Origin of the sequence: Actinocatenispora comari (genome assembly GCF_017312725.1) — a bacterium.
GTDB classification, from domain to species: Bacteria; Actinomycetota; Actinomycetes; order Mycobacteriales; family Micromonosporaceae; genus Actinocatenispora; species Actinocatenispora comari.
In genome coordinates this window covers 1-23,393 of sequence record NZ_BOPO01000082.1, presented here as the reverse complement: position 1 = coordinate 23,393, position 23,393 = coordinate 1, and the positions used below count along the sequence as shown (strand labels likewise).

21 protein-coding genes are annotated in these 23,393 nt (G+C 68.7%); 12 read left to right on the top strand and 9 right to left on the bottom strand.

The window, feature by feature from the left end:
- The first annotated feature begins 258 nt into the window (after positions 1 to 258).
- Entirely contained in the window at positions 259 to 3,426 is a 3,168-nt protein-coding gene (locus NUM_RS37695; protein ID WP_207126674.1) for an FG-GAP repeat domain-containing protein, read from the top strand.
- Positions 3,427 to 3,892: 466 nt separating this feature from the next.
- Here NUM_RS37695 and NUM_RS21270 read toward each other — a convergent pair whose 3' ends face one another.
- Positions 3,893 to 4,054, bottom strand: a complete 162-nt coding sequence (locus NUM_RS21270; RefSeq protein ID WP_207126673.1) for a hypothetical protein — start codon at positions 4,052 to 4,054, stop codon at positions 3,893 to 3,895.
- Between the two features lie 781 nt (positions 4,055 to 4,835).
- On the opposite strand from NUM_RS21270, the gene NUM_RS21265 reads away from it, so the two are divergent.
- Together NUM_RS21265 and NUM_RS21260 are read left to right on the top strand one after the other, a co-directional pair.
- The gene (locus NUM_RS21265; protein WP_207126672.1) at positions 4,836 to 5,885 is read left to right on the top strand and encodes a replication-relaxation family protein; all 1,050 of its coding nucleotides are present in this window, start codon (positions 4,836 to 4,838) and stop codon (positions 5,883 to 5,885) included.
- Positions 5,882 to 6,541 carry a DUF2637 domain-containing protein gene (locus NUM_RS21260; protein WP_207126671.1) on the top strand — a complete coding sequence of 220 codons (660 nt, stop codon included), beginning with the start codon at positions 5,882 to 5,884 and terminating at the stop codon, positions 6,539 to 6,541. Before NUM_RS21265 ends, NUM_RS21260 begins: the two co-directional genes overlap by 4 nt.
- A gap of 585 nt (positions 6,542 to 7,126) precedes the next feature.
- Here NUM_RS21260 and NUM_RS21255 read toward each other — a convergent pair.
- From NUM_RS21255 to NUM_RS21240, 4 genes are read right to left on the bottom strand one after another with little or no spacing between them, the layout of a single operon-like run.
- Complete coding sequence (locus NUM_RS21255; RefSeq protein ID WP_207126670.1) at positions 7,127 to 7,558, bottom strand: hypothetical protein; 432 nt, start codon at positions 7,556 to 7,558, stop codon at positions 7,127 to 7,129.
- A 54-nt stretch (positions 7,559 to 7,612) separates the two neighbouring features.
- The gene (locus NUM_RS21250; protein ID WP_207126669.1) at positions 7,613 to 8,227 is read right to left on the bottom strand and encodes a GNAT family N-acetyltransferase; all 615 of its coding nucleotides are present in this window, start codon (positions 8,225 to 8,227) and stop codon (positions 7,613 to 7,615) included.
- Positions 8,224 to 9,720, bottom strand: a complete 1,497-nt coding sequence (locus NUM_RS21245) for an APC family permease (RefSeq protein ID WP_207126668.1) — start codon at positions 9,718 to 9,720, stop codon at positions 8,224 to 8,226. Before NUM_RS21245 ends, NUM_RS21250 begins: the two co-directional genes overlap by 4 nt.
- A 49-nt stretch (positions 9,721 to 9,769) precedes the next feature.
- Complete coding sequence (locus tag NUM_RS21240) at positions 9,770 to 10,681, bottom strand: GPP34 family phosphoprotein (RefSeq protein WP_207126667.1); 912 nt, start codon at positions 10,679 to 10,681, stop codon at positions 9,770 to 9,772.
- Between the two features lie 486 nt (positions 10,682 to 11,167).
- Between NUM_RS21240 and NUM_RS21235 the strand changes: the two genes are divergently transcribed.
- From NUM_RS21235 to NUM_RS21215, 5 genes are all read left to right on the top strand, one after another.
- A complete protein-coding gene (locus NUM_RS21235; protein ID WP_207126666.1) occupies positions 11,168 to 12,574 on the top strand; it encodes a helix-turn-helix domain-containing protein in 1,407 nt (468 codons plus the stop codon).
- Entirely contained in the window at positions 12,561 to 13,499 is a 939-nt protein-coding gene (locus NUM_RS21230; protein ID WP_207126665.1) for a phosphotransferase, read from the top strand. The genes NUM_RS21235 and NUM_RS21230 overlap by 14 nt, the downstream gene beginning before the upstream one ends.
- Before the next feature lie 109 nt (positions 13,500 to 13,608).
- The gene (locus NUM_RS21225) at positions 13,609 to 14,346 is read left to right on the top strand and encodes a phosphotransferase family protein (RefSeq protein WP_207126664.1); all 738 of its coding nucleotides are present in this window, start codon (positions 13,609 to 13,611) and stop codon (positions 14,344 to 14,346) included.
- Between the two features lie 669 nt (positions 14,347 to 15,015).
- Positions 15,016 to 15,294, top strand: a complete 279-nt coding sequence (locus tag NUM_RS21220) for a hypothetical protein (protein WP_207126663.1) — start codon at positions 15,016 to 15,018, stop codon at positions 15,292 to 15,294.
- Between the two features lie 32 nt (positions 15,295 to 15,326).
- Positions 15,327 to 16,208: a radical SAM protein gene (locus NUM_RS21215; protein ID WP_207126662.1), complete on the top strand. Its 882-nt coding sequence runs from the start codon at positions 15,327 to 15,329 to the stop codon at positions 16,206 to 16,208.
- On the opposite strand, the gene NUM_RS21210 is transcribed toward NUM_RS21215, so the two are convergent.
- The 3 genes from NUM_RS21210 to NUM_RS21200 all read right to left on the bottom strand — a co-directional run bounded on the left by NUM_RS21210 (position 16,199) and on the right by NUM_RS21200 (position 19,390).
- The gene (locus tag NUM_RS21210) at positions 16,199 to 17,041 is read right to left on the bottom strand and encodes a phosphotransferase (RefSeq protein ID WP_207126661.1); all 843 of its coding nucleotides are present in this window, start codon (positions 17,039 to 17,041) and stop codon (positions 16,199 to 16,201) included. The two genes, NUM_RS21215 and NUM_RS21210, sit on opposite strands and share 10 nt — an antisense overlap.
- Positions 17,038 to 17,802: an AAA family ATPase gene (locus NUM_RS21205; RefSeq protein ID WP_225918741.1), complete on the bottom strand. Its 765-nt coding sequence runs from the start codon at positions 17,800 to 17,802 to the stop codon at positions 17,038 to 17,040. Before NUM_RS21205 ends, NUM_RS21210 begins: the two co-directional genes overlap by 4 nt.
- A gap of 304 nt (positions 17,803 to 18,106) precedes the next feature.
- Entirely contained in the window at positions 18,107 to 19,390 is a 1,284-nt protein-coding gene (locus NUM_RS21200; RefSeq protein ID WP_207126660.1) for an exonuclease domain-containing protein, read from the bottom strand.
- Positions 19,391 to 20,032: 642 nt separating this feature from the next.
- On the opposite strand from NUM_RS21200, the gene NUM_RS21195 reads away from it, so the two are divergent.
- The 4 genes from NUM_RS21195 (at position 20,033) to NUM_RS21180 (ending at position 22,824) form a co-directional block, all read left to right on the top strand.
- Positions 20,033 to 20,761 (top strand): DUF2637 domain-containing protein, encoded by a 729-nt coding sequence (locus NUM_RS21195; RefSeq protein ID WP_207126659.1) that lies wholly within the window; start codon positions 20,033 to 20,035, stop codon positions 20,759 to 20,761.
- Between the two features lie 58 nt (positions 20,762 to 20,819).
- Positions 20,820 to 21,398 (top strand): type IV toxin-antitoxin system AbiEi family antitoxin domain-containing protein, encoded by a 579-nt coding sequence (locus NUM_RS21190; protein WP_207126658.1) that lies wholly within the window; start codon positions 20,820 to 20,822, stop codon positions 21,396 to 21,398.
- Entirely contained in the window at positions 21,395 to 22,156 is a 762-nt protein-coding gene (locus NUM_RS21185) for a nucleotidyl transferase AbiEii/AbiGii toxin family protein (protein ID WP_207126657.1), read from the top strand. Before NUM_RS21190 ends, NUM_RS21185 begins: the two co-directional genes overlap by 4 nt.
- Before the next feature lie 125 nt (positions 22,157 to 22,281).
- Positions 22,282 to 22,824 carry a recombinase family protein gene (locus NUM_RS21180; protein ID WP_207126656.1) on the top strand — a complete coding sequence of 181 codons (543 nt, stop codon included), beginning with the start codon at positions 22,282 to 22,284 and terminating at the stop codon, positions 22,822 to 22,824.
- A 158-nt stretch (positions 22,825 to 22,982) separates the two neighbouring features.
- Here NUM_RS21180 and NUM_RS21175 read toward each other — a convergent pair.
- The coding region (locus NUM_RS21175) for a DDE-type integrase/transposase/recombinase (protein ID WP_207126655.1) at positions 22,983 to 23,393 on the bottom strand (411 nt) is incomplete at its 5' end.

Sequence of the window (23,393 nt, the reverse complement as noted above, 5' to 3'; positions counted from 1 at the left end):
CACAACACAGGGTTTCGACGCAGGGGGATCGGCGAGTCACTGTAGGGGGTTTTCACAGCCCAGCGGGAGGGTGCAGACCAAACAACTCAGATCACAAAATAGTCACAGGAATGGTTTGAAGATAAAGCAGATGTTTATCCATTCTGGGCGTGTCGTTCCCATTGAAAGCTATTTCAAAAACGGCTTTCCGGACATTCACCGTAAAGTTTGTTTACTCTTGGTAGTTGACCTTGTGGTGAGGGTTTGGCTACCGCTAGCGTGCGCTCGCGTTGCCCCTCGAGATCCCCTCACTGCGAAGGACTGCGTTGCATGAGTGCGTCCCTATTACGTCGACCGCGCCGTGCCATTGCCGGTCTGGCTGCCGCGTTGGTGTCGGCTGGCGTGCTAGTTGCGGGTGTGGCCGCACCGGCGACTGCTGGGCCGGATGCGGCGCAATCGGCGTCCGAGAAAGCCCAGGACACCGGTGAGCCGGTGCCGATCCCGGAGTTGACGGATTCGTTCACCACCGTGACCGCCCAGCCCGACGGGACGTTCCAGAAGGACGTCAGCAACGTGCCCGAACGCATCCACCGCAACGACACCTGGGTGAACGTCGACGCCACGCTGCGCCCCAACTCCGACGGCAGCCTGTCCCCGGCTGCGAGCTACACGCCGCTGACCCTGTCCGGCGGCGGTGACGGCCCCCTCGCCGTGCTACACCACGACCAGCAGAGCCTGTCACTGACCTGGCCGACCAGCCTGCCGGCACCGACGATCTCGGGCGATACCGCCATCTACGCCGACGTGCTGCCCGGGGTCGACCTCCGGGTCACCGCCGACAACCTCGGCGGCATGTCCGACGTACTGGTCGTCAAGACCGCCGAGGCCGCCGCCAACCCCGCCCTGACCACCCTGACCCTCGCCGCGCAGACCAGCAGCGGGCTCACCGTGCAGTCAGACACCGGGAACAACGTGACCGTGCTCGACACCGACGGGCAAGCCCTGTTCCACTCACCCGCACCGATGATGTGGGACTCCTCTACCGCCGCCGCGGCCAGCGCCGCCACCGCCGACGGCGACACCGTCGACGAGACCGATCCTGCCGACGGACCCGGTCCTGGCGCGCAGGTCAAACCCGTCGGGGTACAAGCAGACGACGACTCGGTCACCCTGACCCCCGACGCCGGGCTACTGACCGGATCCACCACCCAGTACCCGGTCTACATCGACCCTGCCTGGACCGATGGGCAAACCTACTACGCCTGGGTACAGGAGGCCTTTCCCAACTCGTCGAACTGGAACACCACCGACAACGGCGAACCCGCCGTCGGCTACTGCGGCTGGGACGACTGCATTCCCCACGGCAGAACCCGAAGCTTCTTCCAGTTCCACCCCGGATCGCTGACCAACACCCACGTGATCTCCGCCTACTTCAAAGTCACCGGAGTCAGCCCCTACGCCGGGTCGGCCAACTGCGACGACGCGCACCCCATGGTCGTCAACTCCACCGACCTGATCGACCACACCATCCACTGGGGCAACGAACCCTCCATCTGGAGCCAACAAGACACCGCCAACGCCTACAACGGCTACGGCTCCTGCCCCAACCGCACCGCCACCTTCAACGTCACCAGCTCCGCCCAAGCCGACAACGGCCAAGGCACCCTCACTTACCGCATCCGCGCGAGCAGCGAAACCAACCGCAACGACTACATGCGGTTCAACCACAAGGCGTCGCTGACCCTCAACTACAACAAGGTCCCCAACATCCCCACCAGCTTCAAGTTCTCCCCCACGCCAACGCCGAACCACACCGGCTTCAGCGACGCCGGCTGGATCGGCGCCGCCGGCGACATCTCCCTCGCCGCGCACATCTCCGACCCCGACGGCTCCGCGCAAAGCATCACCGGCCAGTTCCACGTCTGGGACAAGGGTGGCAGCGGTACCGCCGACGCGACCGACGTCATCGCCTGGACCGACAGCGCCGGACACAGCAGTCACGTGACCGGCTCTGGCGGCACCGTCAGCATCAAGCTACCCACCAGTAAGCTCATCGACGGGCACAAGTACGGCGCGGACGCCCGCACCGTCGACGCCTACGACACCTCCGGCGTCACCGACTACCAGTACTTCTGGTACGACGCCACCGCCCCGAAAGATCTGGCCGTCAGCTCCTCCGACTTTCCCGCCGAGGGCACAGCAACCCACAAGATCGGGGAGCAGGGCGTCGTCCACCTGGCCGCGACCGATCACAACCCGACCGACGGCAAGGCAAGCGGCCTGGACCACTTCACCTACTCGCTGGCCTCCGCCGCCGACCTCGCTGACGGCGGAGGCACCCTTGCCACCGCCACCGTCGACACCGCCACCGGGATCGGCAGCGCCGACGCCACGATTAAGCCCACCGTCTGGGGTGTCAACTACCTGTACGTGGCCGCGGTCGACAAGGCCGGCAACCAGTCCGCCACCGCCACCTACACCTTCTACGTCCTCGACGACCCCACCGCGGCCGTAAGCCCCGGCGACGTCGACGGCCGCCTCGACGACGGCGCCACACGGCCCGACCTGCTCGCCGCGAACAAGGTCACCACCAACCTGGAGCTGTACCAGACCCTGAACCGCGCCCCCGACCCCATCGTCACCGCCTCCGATGGAAGCGACAGCCCCGACGGCACCAGCTGGGCCAACACCCTCATTGCCCACCGCCTGTCCAGCACCGGCACCCGAGTCGACGACCTATGGGCCCACAAACCCGGTACGAGCCAGCTGTTCCTGTACAAAAACAACCTCAACAACGCCGGCGGCCTCGACCCCGACCACCCCCGCTACTACACCCGCTCCAACTGGTCAGCCGTCCCCCGCCCCCTCGACTGCGCCGACACCGACTGCTCCAGCTACACCACCACCGACTGGTCACACGTCACCCAACTCATCGCGCCCGGCGACATGACCGGCGACGGAAAACCGGACCTGCTCACCGTCGAAGACGGAACCCTCTGGCTGTTTCCCTCAAGCACCGTCAGCAACCAGTTCTTGCCACCCCACTCACTCGGCACCGGCTACGCCAGCATGCGCCTGGTCGCCCCCGGCGACGCCTCCGGCGACGGTCTCCCCGACCTGTGGGGCTTCGACGACAACCACACCATCAACATGTATCTCAACGTCGGTGACCCGAACGTGGTCACCACCATCACCCTGCAGCCCTCCACCGATACCGACCCCTACTTCGACAGCGACCAACGACCGCTGATCAGCAGCCCCGGCGACGCCGACGGCGACGGCAACCCCGACGTCTACACCACCGTCAACGTCGCCCCCAGCATCAGCAGCCACCAACAACTGTGGGCCAACATGGGCCAATCCATCGGCAACCACGCCCCCGACCTCGCCGGCCACACCACCGTCGACGACACCATCCCCTGGGAAAACATCACCAACCTCGCCTGACACCAATCACCGCGCACGCTCTGTTGGCGCTGCCCCGAACCAATCGGTGCAGCGCCAACAAGCAACTCATTGATTCAGATCCATCCGGTATCCCGATGTGGACCGACCCGCGGGAATCTAGGTAACACACATCAACGTCGCCGATGGGCTCCACCATCACCTTCGCATCCGCTCAACGGGCTCGGAGCCGCTTCGGTCAGTGCCGATTCCCGCGCGCACTCACGGCGACCGGGCAGCAGCGCATGCGGGATAAGCCAGCAGCCAAGGTGTGGACCCGCCACTGTGGCACTCACCGCCGATGTGCTTGCCCGCGTGTCGGAGCGCTGGGAGCTCCTGCACCAACCTGCATAGGGCGTAGCCGGAGCAGTCCGGGCCGATGCGGAAGGATCCGCGGCTACCCACGCAAGCCTTTAGCGGTGTCCAGGATCGAGATGATGTTGCCGAACGGGTCCTCCAGCACCGCGCATCAGCCGATCGCGACGGCGAACGGCTCCCGGCGCGCCACACACCCCTGACTGCGGCACTGTTCGACCGCGACCGGCACGTCATCACACCAGAGCTGCCGAACGCCGAACACCCGCATGCAGCACTCGCCGGCAACGTCGAGCTCGGGGACCTGCAGCATCACGCAGTCGAGCTTTCGCAGCACTTGCCCGATCGAGCCACCGCGCTTGCTTCAGCGCATCCGGCCCGCCGAGCCTCCGAGTTCGAGCAGTAGGAGCCTGCATCCCGACTTCGACGCCTGCCACCACCGTTCAAGCTCGGACGCGTCCTCCACGAGGCCATGTCGGACCAGCATGACGCGGGACGACTCGTCGCCCGTTCGGAGGGATCCATCGGCGCGCGCGGGTGAATCCGGCCGGGCGCCTGTCCGATCTGGCCCTCCCGCTGGCAATAGAAGGTAGCGGGTCTTACGCCGTGTCGCCGACCGTCGCCTCGTGCCGCATCATCGGCCGATGGGACGGCGGCATATCTGGGTCACACGCCGACCCGCTCCGGAACGATCTACCCCCCGCTGTGCGGCACCCGGAACCCTCCGGATCGTTCCGCGGAACAGACCCCGCCCCTCCGCCGGGACGCGGCGGCAAGTCACGCCACCCGCGGCCCGCTGCTGCGGCATCGCTACCCAGCAGACACCCGCAACGCGCGGGCTTGCGCCCGAAACCCGACTTCCCCACGGCCCGTCGAGGCCGAAACCTGCGACAGGAGACCACCATGCCCCGCCACCACAGCGCCACGCAGTGCCCCGCACCGGTAGCAGCGCCAACCCTCGCGACCAGTACAGCAAGCAGTCCAGCAAGCAGTCCCTCCAGCGGCCCGGCAAGCGCTTTGACCGCTCGGGTCCACCAGCCGCAAACGCCCAGCACAGCCGCCGTTTCCACCGACCCAGGCGGGACCCGGACTCAACTATGACTTCCCCTCAACGAAAAACACCGCCGCTCACCCACGACCGGCTCCTGGACATCACCACCCGCGCCGGCACCCGCGACCGCCTGATCGCCGGTCTGGTCGACGCCCACCGCGTCCTGACCACCCCACAGATCACGCAACTGTGCTTCGGATCCGAAGCCACCGCCCGCACCCGCCTCCACACCCTTACCTCCCTGCGCGTCCTGGCCCGGTTCCGGCCCCGCCGAGACACAGGCTCCCACCCCGGCCACTACGTGCTGGACGCCGGCGGCGCGTTCCTGCTCGAACACGACATCCCCGACCGCGACCACCGCCGGCACCGCGTCGACAAACGCCTCGCCTGGGCCACCAGCCAACGCCTGCCCCACCTGACCGGCACCAACAGCTTCTTCACCACCCTGGCCGCCACCGCCCGCCACCACCCCGACACCTTTCCACCGACGTGGGCTCCCGGTCACTGGTGCGAGAAGTGGCTGTCGCTGATCAACCTCGCGCCCGACGGCTTCGGAACCTGGGTTCAGGACCAGCAACTGGTCGACTTCTTCCTCGAATACGACACCGGCACCGAACACCTCGCCCAACTCGCCAAGAAACTCACCCGATACCGGCACCTGCTCGACGGTGCTGCCGGAGCGCCCGAGCCTCCGGTCCCCTGCGTGCTGTTCGTGTTCGCCAGCCCAGCCCGCGAAGCCCACGCCCGCCGCGCGCTCACCCACGCCGCGCACGGCAAGAATCTGCCGCTGATCGCCACCGCCGCCTACCCGGCCGCGGCCCACCCGGCCGGCTGCTGCTGGCTGCCCTTGCCAACCAGCCCTGACCACCAGCCCCGCCGCCACACCCTCGCAGACCTCGGCCGCCTCGCCGGTCACCCCCAACAGCCTGCCGACTACATCCCGACCGCCCCCAATGACCTGCGCCTGGCCCCCGCCTGGCCGCCACTGCCCACCGCACCCATCAGCCTCACCGCCGACCCCCGCCCCACCGGCCGCTGGGCCCCGCGACCCGACAACCAGAACCATGACAGCGGAAATGACTGGGGCGGCCGATGAAACATCGGCAACGCCTCGCGCAAGCCACCGTCGCCGTGCTCGGACTCCTGGCCGCCGCCATCTCCTACGACCACATCCGCCATCTCGCCCAAACCCACGCTGAAACCGGATGGACCGCCCTCGCCATCCCCCTCACCATCGACGGCATCGAAGTCGTCGCCACCCTCGCCGTGCTCGCCCCCCGACACCACAGCCGAGCCGGCACCAGACTCGCCTGGGCCGCGTTGATCGCCGGCACTGTCGCCTCGATCGCCGCCAACATCGCCGCCGCGCCACCCGACCCGATCGCCCGTACCATCGCCGCCTGGCCCGCCGCCGCCTTCGCCACCGCCATCAAACTGCTCACCACCCTGCTCGACCCGGCCCACCCAGGACCAGAACCCGACACCACCACCCGGGAGAACGCCACAAGCGCACTGCGACTGCCCAGAACCCCACGCGCCCAACAGGACTGGAACACCATCTGGAACGACCACCTCGCCACCGGCGGCACCGCCAGCACCCTCGCCCAACGACACGGCATCACCGCACGCCAAGCCCGCACCATCCTCGCCGCCGGCCGCGCCGGAAAGCTCGCCGCGGCACCGCCGCCGAACGACCACACCGACCAACCGATACCGAGCGCCCCGGACAGGCCCGCTGGTGACGGGGAGTAGGCCGCGAGATTACGTGCACAGCGATTCGCGGGCGCGGCCACCGGCATGCTCCTGCGAGCCTCTCAAGGGGCCGGCGTGGGCACGGCGATGGTGCAGGACCCGCCGCGCTGCGTCACCCGTACCGATCCGGTCCCGCTCCGGAGGCGCCGACCCCCTTGCCATCCGCACGCGGACGCCGCTTGAGACATCACCTCCAGCGGATCGGAGAATACGGCTCGGTCGTTGTCTACAGGCGGATGCGACTTCCTCACCGTGTACAGATGCCGTGAACGTATTTACGTACAGGAGGTGGGAGCCGTTGCCGAACGTCTTCACTCTCGGCATCGTGCGTCACGCTGGCGTATGCACGGAAATGGATCTACGGGATGCTCACCGTCTGCGGGTCGACCGCATCGGGCGCGTCATGTACCTGCGCACCGAGCCCATCGACCCGGTTACCGCCTATTGCCACGGCACCGGGACCGGCCGCTTCCCTACGTCTGGCAGGCACAGCGTTTACCTGAACGGCAGCACAGCCGGCGGCAGCGGCTGCCTCGGCTCCGTCAGTCCGCAAGAGGGCCCAGTGGGCAGCAGCGCGCTGGCTCATCAAGCGGGCGCCGGAAGGACCCGAGCCGGCACCGCGGCCCAGTCGCGAACTGAGCACAGCGGCATCGGTTCGATCCTGTACGGGTGTGCCGGCAATCCTGTGGCGAGTCGGTCCTGTTGGACGGTCAGCCATGCCGCAGCTACCGCGGCCGGCGTGGGATAGACGGCGACGCAAGAAGGGTTGGTGGTTTCGTCGAGCCACCAGGACTGCAAGGCGGTGAAGAATCCCGCGGGGTCAGCGTCGCCGCACCAGTACCGGTCGGGTTGGGCGGTGTCGGCGGCGCGGGCGATGCCGATGTATCCGCTCCGGTCATCGAGCCGCAACTGCTGCCAGGGCTGTGACCAGACGACGGGTGCTCCGATGCGGCCGCATGCTGCTTCGCTGGTGGATGCTGGTGCCGTCGTGCGCATGAAACAGTCCAGCCCTTCCATGGGGATGGTGCGGCGCAGCCGTGTGGCAACTGGTCGGGTGCGCCGTCTGCAGGGTCAGTCGGTGGATGGCGGGGTGCGCAACATGCGGTACATCGATCCGCCTGCGGGGAGTCGTAGTTCGTAGCGTGCGCCGGGTAGCGGCTGGTAGCCGTGTCGGGCGTAGAGGCGGGCGCTGTGCTGGTTGGAGGCGACCAGGTAGGCGGGCCGTGTCTGGTGGTCGAGCCGGTGGTGGTGTTCGCGCAGGAGGCGGCCGCCGATTCCTCGTGCTTGGTGGTCGGGGGCGACGGCCAGGAATCCGAGGTAGTCGTGTTCGGTGGCGGGTGTGTGGTGGTGCAGCATCTCGTCGAATTCCAGGAACCGCTGCAGCCTCGGCTCGCCGACGACCGCGGCGACGCGGCGGTCGTATTCAGCCGGCCCGGGATCATCGCTGGCGTACCAGAGCGCGACGCCGACGATCGCATTCGACGTGTCGTCGACCGCGACTTGAGCGGCGGCACCGTGGGACAGGGCATGGTTGACGTGGAGGGCGAAGTAACCGCGCATGATCGCCGACCGTTGCGCCGCTTCCGGGACCAGCCATCGGTTGGCGTCGAGGTGGAAGAAGCTGGTGTCGATGAGCTCGACGATCGGATCGCGGTCTTCGGCGCGGGCAGCGCGGACGGTCGTCATGCCGGGGCTCCTTCGTTCTGGGTGTCGTCGGCGAGGTCGGCGTCGGTGCCGAGTCCGATGCGTCGCCATCGCTGCGGCCGGGTGCGGCGCAGTACCACGCCGAGCGTGCCGAGCACGAGCAGCAGGGCGAAGGGGATTGTGGGCAGGATCCAGCGCAGCGGGCTGCCGGGGGCGACGCCGAGCATGACGTCGTAGTTGATCAGCGACAGCACGACCATCACGCTCAGCAGAACGAACGCCGCGAGCGGAAGCACCGCGCGAACCATGCGCGACTCGGCATCGCGCTCTCCCGACCGGGTGCGGCGGCGGAAGTAGACGAACACCGACAGACTCACCAGGGCGAACAGGACCATGACCATGAACCCGCCGAGGGTGCCGCCGTAGTAGAACAGGGTCACCAGCGGATCCCAGCCGGCCACGTACCAGACACCGATAGCTGCCAGCCCGATCCCGGCCTGCAGGAACGCGGCCGTGGCCGGTACGCCCTGTCGGATGCTGGGGCGGCCGACCGCGGCGGGAAACCAGAACCCTTCCCGCGCAAGCGAAAACGCGTACCGGTTGCAGGTCATCGCGAACGTGATCAGCGCGATCAGCACCGACGTACCGAACAGCGCGTTCGCGACGTCGATGACCGCCGGGCCGACGTAGGGGCGGGCGAGGTCGAACATCAGGTTCTGCGCTTCGGTCTGCGCGCGGTGCACCAGGTGGTGGTCGCCGGCGACCCAGCCCATCAGCCAGGACGTCGCCGAGTACAGGGCGGTGATGAGAAGCATCGCGGTCACGGTGCCGCGCACGATGGCGCGCTTGCGGTTGCGGGTCTCGGACTGCATCACCACGCCCAGCTCGACGCCGACGAAGGCGAGGAACGCGATGCACACCGTGGTCGCGACCCCGCCGGCAGTGCCGCCGAGCAGGTGCGCCGGGTTGAGCGTGCCCCACTGCGGCACGCCCCGGTAGGGGTGTGGGGCGAGGACGGCGTCCAGCACGACTACCAGGGCGACCTCGCAGAGCATCAGCGTGGAGACGAACCAGCCGGTGATCTTGATCCGGAACAGCCCGGAGACCAGTACCACCGCCCAGGCGGCGAGTTGCACCTGCAGGGTGGTGATGTGCAGCCCGGTCCAGCCCGACAGCACCCCGGAGGCGAACGGGCCGATCAGCCCGTACAGGCCGATCTGCAGCGCGACGTAGGCGAGGTAGGCGATCGGGCCGGCGGCCAGCGCGACCGATCGGGACAACCCTTGGGCGATGAGCGAGTAGAAGGCGCCGGGGTTGGCGGTGCGTTTGCTCATCGCCAGATAGCCGGGCAGGAACAGGCCGATCACGCCGGCCACCACGACGAACGCCCACGGGACCGCGGTGACCTGCGTCGCGGCGTACATGGTGGTGACCACGCCGCACAGCACCGTCAACGGCGCCTGCGAGCTCATGATGAACACGCTCGTGTGCACGGTGGACAGCTGGTTGGGTCTCAGTACCGCCGGATGCGCCATTGCCGCTCCTTCACAAAGAGACAGTCAAGAACAAGAATGGACGAAAGGGCTATATTGCGGTAGCGGCGTCGCGCGCGAACGCCGCGTACGCGTGCTGCACGAGCCGCCGCAGGTCCGCCGGCAGCAGCGGCAGCGTCGAGGCGAGGTCGACGTCGCTGTACGTGGTGTCGCGGCGGATCCGGCGCGAGAGCCCGACCCGGTCCATCAGCGCGGCGATCACGGCATCTTCGGTGGAGAGGGTGGCGCCATGCGAAATCATCCGCGGGATCCGGATGGTCGCATTGAGCACCCCGGTCAGGTGCCCGTCAGCCGGCAGCAGACGGCTCTGGCCGCGTCGACCGCGTTCACGGCGCGCCACACCCGCCCGGACGAGCCGGTCGGCGACCAGGTCCTCGATCTCGAAGCCCAACCGCAGCTCGCTGCGTTCGCGGCGCGGGCCCTTGCGTTCGGCGAGATCCACGATCCAGTCTCGGGCCGTGCGCGGCTGCCGCTGCCGCAGCACGCTTTCTGCGACCCAGCGATGCGCGGCATCGGATCGACGCGTCACGGCCAACACCCCGTCGGTGTCCCGGCGCGTGTCCACGAACACCGCGCCCGGCACCCGGTGCTGCCGGCGGCGCCCAGACGGAACCGGGTCGGCGGCGCTGGCGTCCGTACAGCTCGCCCAGCCGGCCAACACCAGTTCGGCCAAGACACCAGACACCAGCGCCATCCGCAACGTCTGCGAGCGCGCCTCGTGCCGGCCGTCGAACGGGTTGGTCAGGATCCGCAGCAGCTCACCGGCAACGCCCCACTGGCCGTAGATCCGGCGCGAGCCACTGCGGTACGACGCGATGCTGGCCGCGAGCTCATCCAGCAGCCGCCGCTCCCGCTCGTACGCGGCCTCAAGCTCACTCACCGCTTTCCGCCGTCTGGCTCGCCCGGACCACGAACGAGCGCCGGGGCCGCGCTCCAGCACCACGCCCGTGGGTTGCTCGAACGCTCGCGAGCCGCGCAGGCGGGCCAGCTGCGTTTCGGAGCCACTGACAGTTCCTTCCGATCAAGGGCCCGCAATGCGGGTTGTCGTCGTGGACGGCGCCGGGGCGGGCGGGTTGTTCGATCACCCGTCACGGGGAGGTACCGGGCTCGCCGCACCCGCCCCGGGCCAGTTCGTGAGGTGATGGCCGTCGCCGGCCAGCACCAGGTGGAGCGTGGAAGCGTTGCCGGGCAACGCTCTCGGCGGTTCCTGCGTCGACGATGGCCCAGGTCCACGCGGCGGTCGAGGGGCTCGGCGCGGACAACGGCGCTGTCCGCATCGCCCGGCCTGTGTCCGCTTCGGAAAGATGTACGCAACCGGTAAGCTCGAAAGCTGTCTGTCCAGGTTCAACCAGCCGTCCCGAGCCCGAGGAGCAGAAGTCGTGTCAGACCGCGCCCGGCGTCGTGGCCGGGTGAGCTGAGGAGCGCGCCGATGGGTCAAGCGCCCCGCCACCTGGTGCCGTCGCGTTCGGCGGCGGACTACTTCGGCGCGCAGCTTCGGCACTGGCGGCAGCTGCGCGGGCTGTCCCAGCAGCAGCTCGGCCGGTTGACGTTGCACAGCGGCTCGCTGATCTGCAAGGTCGAGAAGGCCGAACGCACTCCGCCGCCGGACCTGGCGCGCCGGTGCGACGACGTTCTGGAGACCGGCGGCGCGCTGCAGCGCCTGGACCCGCGGGCCAGCGTCGACGCCCAGCAAGAGCGCAGCGCAGTCTCCGTCGTACCGTGCGAGGTTGGCCTTGTGTGGTCATCCGATCTGGCCGATACGGTGGAGGTCGCTGGTCAACTGTGGAGGGCGGACGTGGAACGACGCAAGGTGGTGATCGGCGCGGCGTGGTCGGCCGCCGCGTTCGCCGCACCCGCCCGCGACTGGCTCGCCGCCTGGACCGAACCGAACCCTACGCACGCCGGTGGCAGGCGGGTGGGCGCGGCCGAAGTGGACGTCGTCTGGTCGATGTGCGGCACCTTCGCCAACCTCGATCACCAGCTCGGCGGCGGCCATGCCCGCACGACGCTCGCGCACTACCTGAGCACCGCAGTGCTGCCCATGCTCAAGGGCAGCTACAGCCAACGCACCGGCAAGCAGCTTCTGGCTGCTACCGCGCGGCTGTGCGACATCGGCGGATTCATGGCCTTCGACTGCCGCCGACCCGGACTGGCGCAGCGCTACTACATCCAGGCGCTGCGGCTGGCGAAGGACAGCGGCGACCGCAGCATCGGCGCGCACATCCTGGCCGACATGTCCATGCAGGCCCAGTACATGGGCGACGGACGTGAAGCGCTGGCGCTGGCCCGAGCCGGCCAGCGCACCGCGCGTGACTGCGGGTCGTCGCTGTCGATGGCCCGCTGCTGCGCCCTGGAGGCCCGCGCGCACGCGCTGCTCGGCGACGGCGGCGCCTGCGGTCAGGCCATGAGCCGCGCGGAACGGGCCTTGACTGCGGCCACCGACGAGGAACCGTCCTGGGTCACGTTCTTCACCTCCGAGCAACTCGCGGCGGAGTTCATGTACGCCGCGGGCGAGTTGGGACGACACGCCGACGTGCAGCGGTTCGCGCCGGCAGTGCTCGCCTCCTCGGCGGGCATGCAGCGGCGCCTGGCGCTGGCGACCGCCACCCTCGCCTCCTCCTACCTCCCAGGCGACGGCAGCGGCAACCACACCGCGGACATCGACCAAGCATGCGAGGTGCTGCGCACCGCCGTCCCGGTGGCTGCAACGCTCGCGAGCCCGCGGACGGTCAACATCCTGCACGCGGTCCGTGCGCAGCTTCGCGCCCACCGTTCCCGACCCGCCGTCGAGCAACTCGACAGCGAGATGGAGAGCGTCCTCGGTGCCGCATCCTGACCTGACGGCCGCGCCAGCCGCCGTCGACCTCGACACGACGCTGCGCGATGCGTGCGCCCTCCGCGGTGTCCCGGCCGACGGCGCACGGCTACTCCACCATTCCAGCAACGCCGTGTTCCACCTGCCCGCGGCCGACATCGTCGCCCGGCTGACTCCCGGCGACAATGTCGGCGACCGGCTCCGCGCCACCCAGTCCATCACCCGCTGGCTGGCGGATGAGCATCACTTCCCCGCCACCAGACCGGCAGACATCGAACCCGTCGAAACCAAGACCGCCACGGTCACCTTCTGGCAGTACTACCCGCAGCCCAACCCGGCCCCGGATCCCCGCTCGGCAGACCTGGCCCGGCTGCTGCGCCGGCTGCATCACCTCAACCAGGCGCCGCCGACGACGCTGGAAGCGTGGGTACCCCTCGAATCACTGGACACCGCACTCCACGACACGCCCATCAAAGCCCCGCTGAGCTCCGAAGAACGGCGCTGGCTCCTCGACGAGGTCAACCGCGTGCGCGACGACTGCCTCAACCTCGACTACCACCTTGATCGGGGACTGATCCACGGCGACGCCTGGGCCGGCAACCTGCTCCGCGGCCACGACGACGGCTACCTGCTGGGCGACTGGGACTGGCTGGCCTGGGGCCCGCGGGAAATCGACCTGATCCCCACCTGGCACGCCGCAACCCGCTACGGACGAGGCGCCTCCTGGTCTGCCGCCTTCGCCGCCGAATACGGCTACGACCTGTCAAGCTGGCACGGATTCGCGTCCCTGCTCCACATGCGCGACCTGGTCCAACTCACCGGCCCCCTACGCCGCGCCGCCACCAGCAACCGCCATCACCACATGCTGCGCCAACGTTTCGACGCCATCCGCGCCGGCGACCCCACACCCTGGACCGCCTTCCAGCCCGGCGCGAGCACTACGTAGCCGCCAAGCCGGCGAAGCGTTCCACCGCGCGGCGCAATGTCATCTGCCGCACTCAGGCAGCCACGGCTCGCATCGCCGCCGCGGCCGGATAATCAGGGAGGCAATCTCGATGGCTGACGATGCCGACATCGAGGTGCCTCTCACCGGCGGAAGGATCACTCCCGGGGTGGTGCGAGTCGGCGACACGGTTTGTCGGCCCAGACTCCCGACCTCGGACTTGGTCGCCGAGTTGTTGATTCACCTGGAACGGCAGCGATTCACCGGAGCACCGCGATACCGCGGCGTCGACTCGTACGGACGCGACGTGCTGACCTACCTACCCGGCGAGGTACCCGCCCGCCTGCAGACGTTCACCGACGCTCAGATCCAAGACGCAGGGGCATTGCTCCGCCGCTTACATGACGCGACCCGCGGCTGTGATCTGGCCGGGCCGCGGCAGGTCGTCTGTCACCGTGATCCCGGGCCCAACAACGTGGTCTTCCGCAATGATCGGCCGGTCGCGTTCATCGACTTCGACACTGCCGCGCCTGGCGATCCCCTGGACGACCTCGGCTACATGGCCTGGCTGTGGTGCTGGACTGCCAAGCACGCGGCGCCGCCCGTTCCGGTCCAGGCACGCCAGGTACGTCTGCTCGCCGACGCCTACCACCTGGACGCGGACACCCGCCGCTGCGGACTCGTCGACACGATGCTGGCCAGTCAACTGCGCAACATCGACTTCTGGCGCCAGCGGGCCGCCACCACGGACGACCACGAGCAAGCCGACCGCATGATCGCCTGGACCGAGCATCAGTACGACCACACCACTCGCCACCGCGACGCACTCGACCTGGCCCTGCGCCGGTAGATGGAGCGCAGGACCGGGCCCAGATCACCGCCTCGTTGACGGTCGCTGAATGCCCCGGACCTTGCCACCGTTTCCTCCGTCGATGGCGACTTCGCCTCTGCACCTTCAATTCCCGGCCCGGCCGCACTCGTCGCGCACCGGGATGCGGACAGCCGGGTCGTCCGCATCGGTCGTCTGGCGTGGCCCGGATTGCCGATGGGTCAATGGGTCCAGAGTCAGCCGACGAGATGAGGCGAGACCATGATCCGTTCGCAGGACGAGGTGGATAGCAGTTGTGTGGTCGTCGAGTCCGGTATCCCGGAGCCGACCGGCCTCGCGATTGTGTCACGTAAGGGCCGGGGGATCCGGACACGCTCTCCGATCACCTGGCTGAGCGTCTGTCGCGGGAGTACAGCGCCGCGCCGGACCTGCACATCGCGGTGGTGGCGCTGGTCGGCGGCCTCCCGGCGGGGCGCCCCGCCCGGCGCGGGACGAGCAGGCAGTGCCCGTGTCATTGGTGAGCCTGCGCCGGTCCATACCGAGTGCTGGAGGTACGGGAGGACGGCGGCGAAGGGCAGGTGTGGGTGCGCGGACACCCAATCGACGAGGTGCCTCATACCGAGCGCTGGTAGAGCACGCCTGTCGCACTGCTCCGGCTGCTGCCGGACCCGACTTGCGGCGTGGTGAGTCGTGAGCGCCGTGTACGCGCCGGGCGTGCTTCCGCGGCCCGGCGACCAGGTACACATCACCCGCTCGGTAGCGCCGACGGCGGTCGCCGAGGGTGTCTTGAGCGTGGCCTGGACCGAGCCGTGCGACACCGACGGCTGGGCGTACCTGGTCGGCCGGTGGCCAGACGGACGCCCTGGCAGGGCGATGGTCTGGATCGACCGGATCGTCGTCCGGCGCAGCAACCACGCCACTCCTACCGGCAGAAAGGTGGACAGCCTTCCGGCGCCCGGCGCCAGCTGACCCGCAACACCGTGAACGAAGGAGGTACCCCCATGTCAACCGATCTGTCGTTCGTGTGGCTGGAGATCACCGGCCGCTGCCAGCTATCGTGCGCCCACTGCTACGCCGACTCCGGCCCGTCCGGTGACCACGGCACCATGACCGCCGCCGACTGGCGGCGCGTCATCGACCAGGCCGCCGCACTCGGCGTCGGCACCGTCCAGTTCATCGGCGGCGAGCCGACCCTGCATCCCGAGCTACCTGCCCTGATCAGGCACGCCCTGGATGTCGGCGTCAGCGTCGAGGTGTACACCAACCTGGTCCACGTCACGCCGCGGCTGTGGGAGGCGTTCGCCGCGCCCGGTGTGTCGCTGGCGTGCTCGTACTACTCCGACCGGCCCGAGCAGCACGCGGCGATCACCGGCACGGCCGGGTCGCACGCGCGTACCCGCGCGAACATCGCCGAAGCCGTGCGGCGTTCGATCCCGCTACGCGTCGGGGTGGTCGACCTGGACGACGCGCAGCGCGCCGATCAGGCGGTCGCCGAGCTGCGTTCGCTCGGGGTCGCCGAGGTCGGGTACGACCGGCTACGGCAGGTCGGCCGCGGCATCCGCGACCAGGCGCCCAGCGTCGACCAGCTGTGCGGGCACTGCGCGTCCGGCGTGCTGGCGATCGCGCCGACCGGGGAGGTCTGGCCGTGCGTGTTCTCCCGCTGGCTACCGGTCGGCAACGTACGTACCGCGCCGCTGGCCGACATCCTGACCGGCCCGGGCGTTGCTGGGGTTCGGGGAGAGCTGGCCGAGCGGTTCGGCAGCCGGCAGACACCGTGCGTGCCCAACATGTGCAACCCGCAGTGCGGGCCGTCGTGTAGCCCGGCCTGCAACCCGACCGGTACCTGCCGGCCGGCCGGGGGCTGCACGCCGATCTACCGGTAGCCGCGGACCCCGAGCCGGGCCAGGTGATGCCGCACCGGCTCGGCCAGCTGCGGGTAGTCGCCGCCCGCGATGCGCGCCAGCATCCGGGCGGCGACGGCCATCTGCGCCGAGCGACCGTCGTCGGTGTCGAGCATGTCGGCGAACAGCTCGGCGACCCGCTCGGCGACCGCCGGTACCGGCAGCGCACACAGCAGCAGGGTCGCAGCGTCGGTGCCGGCCGGGCCGCGGCCCCACAGCTCCCAGTCCAGGATCCCGAACGGGCGCATCAGGTTGCCCCAGTGCAGATCCCCGTGCACCGTCTCCCACCGCTGGACCCGCACCGCGGTACCGAGCATCGCCTCGGTCCGCTCGGCGATCGCCTCGGCATCCTGGTGTACCCGCGTCGTCGGCGTCGCCCGCAACGCGTCGAGCCGGCCCCGCAGCATCGTCCACCACTCCTCGGACAGACCGGGGTCGTCGGCGAGTACGTCGGTGGTTGACACGACCGCGCCGGGCAGCAGCGTCGATGCCTCGGCGCGCTGCACCCGTCCTTCGGCCTGCCACTGCCACACCTCGACCACCCGGGGGATCTCCGGCAACGGCAGTGCGCCGGCGTCCGCGTTGCCGGTCAGGGCACCACCACCGGCGTACTCCGGATACTCCGACACCACCCGCAGCCACCGCGGCCCATCGGGACCGTCAGCGCGGGCGCCGATCGACCGCAGCCGCCAACCCAGCACCGGCGCGCCGGCCACCCGCAGCCCGAACCGCTCGGCGGCCCGGTCGAGGTTGGTGCGCATCCACGCGGTGAACACCTCGTCGGATGCCTCGACGGCCAGCACCGGCCGGCTCACGTCTGCGCCTGCTCCCCGATCAGGTGCCGCAGGTACGCCTGCGGCGTGTCCAGGTACCGCCGCCAGTTGTCCACCAACTCCAGCTCCGACCACGACGACCGGCGAAACCCCCACTCACCCACCTCGACGATGTCCGCCCCGGGCGTGGAGGCCAGGATCGGCGAGTGCGTCGCGCACACCACCTGCGCGCCCGACCCGCCCAGCTCGTGCATCAGCGCCACCAGCTGCAAGCTCGCCGCGAACGACAACGCCGACTCCGGCTCATCCATCACATAGAAGCCCGGCTCGGCCATCATCGTCCGGAACATGGTCAGAAAGCCTTCACCATGCGACATGGCCGTGGTGTCCTCATCCCAGTACCCGGCCCGGCCGCCGAGCCGCTCGGTGAGCTGGAACGCGGTCTCCGCCCGCAGGAAGAACCCCTTCTTCTGCAACCGCGGACCCTGCACCATCCGCGAACCCGCCGGGGCCAGATCCAGACGCAGCACCTCCCCCAGCGGAGTACGCGTCGACTCGGCATGCGGCGAATACTTCCGGCCAGCCTTCCCGCCGTACGAATCCAGCCCGAACCCCTCGGCGATCGCCTCCACCAGCGTCGACTTGCCCGAACCGTTGTCGCCCACCAGAAACGTCACCGGCGCGGTGAACCGCAGCGGCCCATCATCGAGCAGCTGCGCCACCGCCGGCACCGACCACGGCCACCGCGACCGCTGCACCGAGCCGACCGCGCCGCTCGACACGTACGCACCATCGACGAACACACCACCACGATACGCAGCGCGCGCCGTACACGAGTCCGACATCAACCGCCGGCAATCCGCAAGCACCAGATCTTCGCGATGGTCACCTCCGGTCCGGTCGAACGACTGGGGCGCGTCGTCGCGCCGTACCGGTAACAGGTCGAAGCCACACTTGAGGCTCACCGGGGCACCACCTCGGCCGCGGCGCTACCCTCCCCCCGTATGGACATTCGCCTCAGCCTGCACGAGAGAAGACGATCAACGAAAGGTCCGCTACTTATGGCCACATTGACTTTGCACTATTCGGAACTAATAGCCTAAAGGGTCAATGCTGGAGAGCGTCACTGCTCCGGTTCGCGGTCATATCCTGAGCCGGCTTCTCGCTTTCGAGGGCGGCGAGCAGCGCCGCGTAGGCGGTGGCGTTGACGATGGGGATGCCGTAGTCGCGGGCCTTCTTCGCCTTGCCGGACTGGGAGTCGGGATCGGCGGCACAGACGAGCCTGGTGTGTTTGGTGACCGTGCGATGGACGTCCAACCCGGCCAGCAGCGACCGCTGCTCCAGACTCTGTCTGATCTCGCTGGCACCAGTGAGAACCACCTGGTCACCTGAGACCAGCCGGAAAATCGCCCGTGGTTTCTCGACCGCAGCGTGACCGTCTGAGCCCGGCCGAGCGTTCTGTAGCGCTGTGTCGAGGCTGTCGGGCGGGAGGCCGAGTAGGGCGGTCACGGCGACCAGGTCGGACCGTTCTTCGTCAGTGACCACGCCGTCCTGCCATGCCGCTCGTGCGAGGTCGAGCAGGTACCCGCGGTGCAGGTCGTGCGCCTGGCTGCGGTCGATCCCCAGGCGCGATGCCAGTCGAACGAGCTCTTCCTGCTCGTGCACCGACAGGTACCGATCCAACAACGCCCGGTCCAGCACCGCAAGGTACTCCTCGACCGTGGGTGAGTCCCCGGTCCGCGGAAGTCGATCCACCAACCGGTTCAAGAAATGCGTCTCCGGCTCAGCCCCGGAACGAGTGCACGGCGTGCCCAGCCCGACCGGCAGCGCCGGCCATGCCACCGCCTCTGCCCACGACAACTGCTCGTACCAGGGCGGTGGCGCCCCGGCCGCGGCCAGGAACCGTTGGAACAAGGCGGCTGTCGCCGCAGCATCACCCATCGCCGTATGCGCCGCGGTGTGCTCGACGCCGCCGGCGGCGCAACACGCCCCGAGGCTGCGACTCGAACCCGGAAGGAACCAACCCGACAGGCGCATGGTGCACAGTCCAGCCACAACGCCGACCGGCGCGTCGACGCCCATCAGTTGGTACTCATGCCGAAGGAAATCAGAATCGAAACGCAGGTTGTGCCCCACCAGCACCCGGCCGGCCAACAACGCCGCCAGATCACCGGCGATGCGCTCGAACCTCGGCGCGGCAAGCACCTGCTTGCCGGTAACACCATGTAGGTCTGTCGGGCCTACATCCCGGCCCGGGTTGATCAAGCTCTCCCACTCGCCGGTCCGGACACCGGCCGCGTCGAGCTGGACAACCGCAACCTCCACCACCCTGTCATGCCGGCCGGGATGCAAGCCCGTCGTCTCGACATCAACCACCGCATAGCCCGCCATGCATCACAGCATCCGCAGCACCCGAACCAGACAACAGATATGACAGGACACGAATGCCTGACCGATCAGACCATGCTGGATGGACACACGGAGGATGCGCGACCACCCGCGCGGTCGGAGCGACGACCGAGGACATGATCGGGTGCAGGATCGGCCGATGATGACGGGCAGCAGCCCCGTATCCGAACGCGGTGCGATACGCGCGACGGTCGGGCGGAGCGGACGACGAGCAACGGCCGCATACCGATTCCTTGCTATGCAAGGGAACTCGCAGGTAGCGACGCTCGCACGAACGCGGAAACCGTTGGTATTACTGGGTTATGAGTCCCCTGCTCTAACCGGCTGAGCTACCGCCCCCAGCCGTCAGCACCTTATCCGACGCCCCGCATCGGGAACCGCCCGGTAACCCCCAAACCGCCCCCCACCTGCACCGACGCCGCGTGTGCCCGGCGCCGGCTCCGGCCCGCCAGCTCGGAGCCCGGAGCGATCACCGGCGTGCGACCTGCGCCTGGCCCCCGCCTGGCCGCCACTGCCCACCGCACCCATCAGCCTCACGGCCGACCCCCGTCCCACCGGCCGCTAGGCCCCTCGACCCGACAACCACAACCACAACCACAACAGCGGAAATGACTGGGGCGGCCGATGAAACGCCGGCAACGCCTCGCGCAAGCCATCGTCGCCGTACTCGGCCTCCTAGCCGCCGCCATCTCCTACGACCACATCCGCCACCTCGCCCAAACCCACGCTGAAACCGGATGGACCGCCCTCGCCATCCCCCTCACCATCGACGGCATCGAAGTCGTCGCCACCCTCGCCGTGCTCGCCCCCCGACACCACAGCCGAGCCGGCACCAGACTCGCCTGGGCTGCGTTGATCGCCGGCACTCTCGCCTCCATCGCGGCCAACATCGCCGCCGCGCCACCCGACCCCATCGCCCGTACCATCGCCGCCTGGCCCGCCGCCGCCTTCGCCACCGCCATCAAACTGCTCACCACCCTGCTCGACCCACCCGACCCGACATCAGAACCGCGCACCGCCCCATCGCCGGACCAGCCCACCCACCCACTGCGGCTGCCCAAGACCGCCCACGCCCGCACCAACTGGAGCACCATCTGGCGCGACCACCTCACCACAGGCGACAACACCGCAGAGCTTGCCCAGCGACACCACATCAGCCCCCGGCAGGTCCGCGCCGTCCTCGCCGCCGGTCGCGCCGGGAAGCTCGACCCATCGCCCACCGACTCGGCAGAGCCATCGGCGGAACGAGAGAACTCACCTGCCCATCCGACGAGTGAGACCTCGGCACGCGCGCACAGGCTCAGCGCGACGCAACCCAGACAGCTCGACCACCGCGGCTACCCGCCCAGATGACTTGACTCCTAGCCGTATACAGATAACGTAGATCTGTAGACAGTTAGGAGGTGAAGTCGTGTCCGTTTCGACCCTAGCGCCCGCATTCACCCTCGACGATGCACGTGCAGCAGGTCTCCGTAAGGACCAGGTCTACGCCTTACTCACCGCCGGCCGGATCGAACGGCTCGGGCGCTCCGTGTACGTGCGCACCGGGACAATCGACCCCGCCTTTGCGGCGCTGGCGGCCGCTACCGCACTGCGCAACGCGGCCACCCTGTGCCTGACCAGTGCACTGGCGCACCACGACCTGACCGACCAGATCCCGTTCGGCACCGACATCGCCCTGCCACGCGGGCAGCGCCATCCCGCCGGATTCGAGTACGTCACCTGGCACAGCTTCGACGCCGCAACGTTCACCATCGGCCGCGAGACCTTCGACGCAGCCGACGGGCTGCAGCTGGCCGCCTATTCAGCCGAACGCACCATCGTCGACAGCTTCCGCCTCGCCCACCACGAAGGCCCAGACCTCGCCTACACGGCCCTACGCCGCTGGCTACAGCGGCGTAGAAGCTCCCCAGCATCGTTGCTACAGGTCGCGGCGTCGTTCCCGAAAGCACTTCCCAGAATCCGGCAAGCGCTGGAGGCCCTGCTGTGACCCCACCGGCACCCACCCGCGGCACCGCTGCCGGCCGCGCTTACCTCGACCTGCGTCACCTCGCCCAGCGCGACCGACGCGACTCGCTGGAATACTTCACCCTCTATGCGCTGGAAGGATTCCTCACTCGACTTGCCGCCTCCCAGTACGCGGAAGACTTCGCGCTCAAGGGTGGTGTGCTGATGGCGGCGTTCGCCGCCCGGCGACCCACTCGCGACATCGACCTGGCCGCATCCGGCTTCCCCAATGACATCTCCGATGTCGAGCGGCGAATCCGATCGATCGTCAGCTACGACAACGGCGACGGCCTCGTGTTCGACCCCGCCACGGTGTCCGGTGCGGCCATCCGCGACGAAGCCACCTACGCGGGAGTCCGCGTCCAGATGGCCGCGACCCTGGCCACAGCCCGCATCCGGTTGCACGCCGACGTGAACTTCGGGGACCCGATCTGGCCCGCACCCGCCACCGCGGACCTGCCCCTGCTGCTGGGTGGTCACCTACGACTACGCGGCTACCCCGACCACATGGTGCTCGCGGAGAAGATCGTCACTGCCGTCGATCGTGGCGACCAGAACACTCGGTGGCGCGATTTCGGGGACATCGCCGCGATCACCGCCAGCCGCCGCATCCTCGGGACCGACCTACACCACGCCATCGACACGGTCGCCGCCTACCGCGCCGTCGTCCCCCAGCCACTCGCCGACATACTCGACGGGTATCCGTTACTCGCGCAGTCCCGCTGGCGAGCCTGGCGGTGAAAACAACGCCTCGAAGACTCCACACCCGAGCGCTTCGCGGACCTCCTCGACGCCTGCATAGCCTTCGCCGATCCCGCACTCCAAGGCGCCGCAAGCGGACTCACCTGGGAGCCCGAACAGCAAGCATGGCGTCCACCAACGCGATGACCGTCCCCCTGCCACACGGCTCAACGGTCATGCCAGCCATCGACGCAGCGTCGGACGCAGGCCTCGCACCACGCCTCCACCCGTCGCGCCGCCATGGTCAAGGCGCAGCCGCCGACGGCTACGACCGATGGTCGACTCTCCTGCAAGATCTCACCAGCCAGCGCGAAGTCCTCACCGCGCTCGGCATACCCGTTGAGCGGATCTGTCTGGACAAGGGACTGACCGGTATCAACCGTGCCCGCATCAGCCTCGACCAGACCCTCGCCGCCGTGCCCGCCGGCGACACCCACATCGCGCCCAAGCTGGGCAGGCTCGGGTGGTCGTTCCCCGACACCCGCGGCGTCCACCCGTCGCTGGGCGGCAGCATTTACGACCCGGCCGACCCGATGTCGAAGATGTTCTTCAAGATGCGGCTGTGTTCGCCGAGCTCGAGGGACTGTAAAACGTTCGGTGTAACTCCCGATCATGGAAGGGGCCTGTCAAACGTTCGGCTCTTGGGCAGGTTTCGTAGTTATGGTTAGTTGAGCAGGATCCGGTGGCGTAGCAGGTGGAACCCGGCACGGCCGAGCATCTGGCGTTTTAAGGAGCTTGACCTTGGTGTTGGCGCCTTCGATCGGCCGGTTGCTGTAGGGCAGTGGGGACTGCCCCAAGTTTTGTTGACACTCGGGGTTGTGTGGTGTCAGGCCGCGTGTGTGGTGTAGATGGTCTCAAACTCGATCGGGGTCAGGCGTCCGAGGCGGGCTTGGCGGCGTCGGCGGTGGTAGGTCTTCTCGATCCAGGTGACGATGGCCAGTCGCAGCCCTTGGCGGGTGGCCCAGCGGCGGCGGTTGAGGACGTTCTTCTGCAGCAGGGCGAAGAACGACTCCATTGCCGCGTTGTCGCCGCAGGCACCGACCCGTCCCATCGACCCGGTCAGCCCAGCCTGGCGCAGTGTGGTGACGTATTTCCGGGACCGGAACTGGCTGCCCCGGTCGGAATGCACGATCGTGGCGGCGGGGCAACGCAGCCCGATGGCGTGCTGCAACGCGGCGACCGCCAGATCAGAGGTCATCCGGGAGCCGATCGAGTAGCCGACGATCCGGTTGGACCA